At 74.3% G+C, this 3,306-nt stretch carries 3 protein-coding genes; all 3 read left to right on the top strand.

From position 1 onward, the window contains the following. The coding region (locus GTR02_RS20750; protein WP_166609375.1) for a WYL domain-containing protein at positions 1-596 on the top strand (596 nt) is incomplete at its 5' end. A 94-nt stretch (positions 597-690) separates the two neighbouring features. Next, entirely contained in the window at positions 691-1,503 is an 813-nt protein-coding gene (locus GTR02_RS20755; RefSeq protein WP_166609374.1) for a DUF4190 domain-containing protein, read from the top strand. A 76-nt stretch (positions 1,504-1,579) separates the two neighbouring features. Continuing rightward, a complete protein-coding gene (locus GTR02_RS20760; protein WP_166609376.1) occupies positions 1,580-3,253 on the top strand; it encodes a DNA repair helicase XPB in 1,674 nt (557 codons plus the stop codon). Positions 3,254-3,306: the final 53 nt, after the last annotated feature.

Here is a 3,306-nt window from a genome sequence, read left to right on the forward strand (position 1 = left end):
GCTCGTACGTGCGCGCCGAGGACCCCTCGCTGCTCGCGGAGCTGCTGGGGGACAAGCGCTGCCGCTCCCTCGGCCTGCGCCCGCTGGCCGCGACCGTGCTCGCGGCGACGGCGGACCCCGACGAGGTGCTGGCCGTGCTGCGCGCCGTGGGGGTGGCGCCCGCCGCGGAGGGCCCCGCGGGCGAGCTGCTGCTGCGCCGGGCCACGGCGCTGCGCAGCGGCCCCCGCCCCGTCCCCCGTCCCGTCACGGGTGAGCCGCCCGTGCCCGCGCACGCGCTGCTGTCGGCGGCGGTGCGGTCGCTGCGCGCGGGTGACGACGACGCCGCCGACGTCGAGCGCCGCCGCGGCCAGGCGCCCGACGCCCCCGCGCTCGCGGTCATGGACCCGACGACGTCGCTGGCCCTGCTGCGGGAGGCCGCGAGCCGCCGGCGCGCCGTCTGGATCGGCTACGTCGACGGTGAGGGCGCGGCCCGGCGCCACCTGGTGGAGCCGGTCGGGGTCGAGGGCGGCCGGATCACCGCGGTCGACCGCGCGGAGCAGACGGTCCGCTCCTACTCGGTGCACCGCATCACCGGTGTGGCTGCGGCGGACGCCTGAGCTCCGGCGGAGGCCTGAGAGCCAGCCGCGAGCGCGCCGGTGAGCTAGCGTCGACACCGCAGGCAGCAGCGGCGACCCAGGGAGTGCTCCGACGATGACCGAGTCCGGACGAGGCGACAGCAGCGAGCGGTCCTGGTGGGAGAAGCCGGACCAGGACGACCGCGGCACCTCCTCGCCCACCGGCGAGGACGACACGCACGACCCCTACCGCACCAGCACGCCGCCCGACACCTTCGGCGGCTCCGCGCCCACGCAGGCCAACCCCACGCAGGGCGACCCGACGCGGGCGAACCCCGTGCAGGACCCGCCCGCGCAGGGGCTGCACCACCAGTACTCCCAGCAGCAGCCCGGCTACCAGCAGGCCTACGGGGCCCAGCTGCCCGGCGGCGGCCCGCCCACCGACTACCGCGGGCCGCAGCTGGGCTCGGGGCAGAACCAGCTGCAGGGCCAGGCCTACGGGCAACCGCAGGGCTACGACCAGGGGGGCTACGGCCAGCAGGGCTACGGCCAGCCGCCGCAGGACCAGCAGCAGTACGGCCAGCAGCAGTACGGCCAGCAGGGCTACGGCCCGGCGGGCCCACCCGTCGCCGGCGGCGCGCAGGCGGTGCTGTGGACCGGGGTGGGCTCGCTCGTGCTGCTCGGGACGGGCCTCGGCTGGATCGCGGCCATCGTGGCGCTCGTGCTGGCCCGCGGGGCCAAGCGGACCGTCCAGGCCTCCGAGGGCCGGGTCCGCGGTCTCGGGTACATCACCGCGGGCAAGATCTGCGCCTGGGTGTGCCTCGCGCTGTCGCTGCTGATCGTCCTGTTCATCGTCCTGGCGCTGGTGTTCTTCGAGTCCTCGCCGGCCTTCGACACCACCGGCACCTTCGACAGCGACTCCGTGAGCGCGGTGTTCCTGTCCCGGTGACGGGGCGGAAGCAGCGCGTGCGCCCGGCTGTTGCACCTGCCGGAAGCACTCCCCCCACCACCAGGAGACCCTGCGCGTGAGCGACGGCCCACTGATCGTCCAGAGCGACAAGACGCTGCTGCTGGAGGTCGACCACGAGCGGGCGCAGGCCTGCCGGGCGGCCATCGCGCCGTTCGCCGAGCTCGAGCGCGCGCCCGAGCACGTGCACACCTACCGCCTGACGCCGCTCGGCCTGTGGAACGCCCGCGCTGCGGGCCACGACGCCGAGCAGGTCGTCGACACGCTGCTGGAGTTCTCCCGCTACTCCGTGCCGCACGCCCTCCTGCTCGACGTGGCCGAGACCATGGACCGCTACGGGCGACTGCAGCTGGCCAAGGACGACGAGCACGGCCTCGTGCTGCGCGCGTTCGACCCGCCCGTGCTGGAGGAGGTGCTGCGCTCGAAGAAGGTGGCGCCCCTGCTCGGCGCCCGGCTCGCCCCGGACCTCGTCCAGGTGCACCCCAGCGAGCGCGGCAACCTCAAGCAGGCGCTGCTGAAGCTGGGCTGGCCCGCGGAGGACCTCGCGGGCTACGTCGACGGCGAGGCGCACCCCATCGAGCTCGACGGTGACTGGTCGCTGCGGCCGTACCAGAACGACGCCGTGGAGGGGTTCTGGCACGGCGGCTCGGGCGTCGTCGTCCTGCCCTGCGGCGCCGGCAAGACCCTCGTCGGCGCGGGCGCCATGGCGCGCGCGAAGGCGACCACGCTGATCCTCGTCACGAACACCGTCTCCGCGCGGCAGTGGCGCGACGAGCTGCTCAAGCGCACGTCGCTCACCGAGGACGAGATCGGCGAGTATTCGGGCGCCCGCAAGGAGATCCGTCCCGTCACGATCGCGACGTACCAGGTGGTGACGACCAAGCGGAAGGGCGTCTACCCGCACCTGGAGCTGTTCGACGCCCGCGACTGGGGCCTCGTGGTCTACGACGAGGTCCACCTGCTGCCCGCACCGATCTTCCGGATGACGGCCGACCTGCAGGCGCGCCGCCGGCTCGGGCTGACCGCGACGCTGGTGCGCGAGGACGGCCGCGAGGGCGACGTGTTCTCCCTCATCGGTCCCAAGCGCTACGACGCGCCGTGGAAGGACATCGAGGCGCAGGGCTACATCGCGCCCGCCGACTGCGTCGAGGTCCGGGTCACGCTGCCGGACTCCGAGCGGCTGCTGTACGCCACGGCCGACGACGAGGACCGCTACCGCCTGTGCTCGACGTCGGCGGAGAAGTCGCGCGTCGTGGAGCGGCTCGTGGCCCAGCACGCGGGCGAGCCGACGCTGGTCATCGGGCAGTACATCGACCAGCTCGACGACCTCGCGGCCCGGCTGGACTGCCCGGTCATCAAGGGCGACACCACCGTCAAGGAGCGCCAGCGCCTGTTCGAGGCGTTCCGCCAGGGTGAGATCACGACGCTGGTCGTCTCGAAGGTCGCGAACTTCTCCATCGACCTGCCCGAGGCCAAGGTCGCGATCCAGGTGTCGGGTTCGTTCGGCTCGCGGCAGGAGGAGGCCCAGCGCCTCGGCCGCGTGCTGCGGCCCAAGGGCGACCACGGCTCGGCGCGGTTCTACACCGTGGTCTCGCGCGACACGAAGGACCAGGACTTCGCGGCGCACCGCCAGCGCTTCCTGGCCGAGCAGGGCTACGCGTACCGGATCGTCGACGCCGACGACATCGACGGCGGCGTCCCCGACGCCGACGGCGTCCTCCCCGAGGCCTGAGCCGCGGCGGGACCGCCGAGGCGCGACCCCGGGCGGTCCCCCTCCCCCCCCTT

Origin of the sequence: Kineococcus siccus, from assembly GCF_009906795.1 — a bacterium.
Lineage (GTDB): Bacteria > Actinomycetota > Actinomycetes > Actinomycetales > Kineococcaceae > Kineococcus > Kineococcus siccus.

Excerpts from the sequence above, each read along its gene's own strand:
- GTR02_RS20755 (WP_166609374.1), top strand. The coding sequence starts at position 691 with ATGACCGAGTCCGGACGAGGCGACAGCAGCGAGCGGTCCTGGTGGGAG.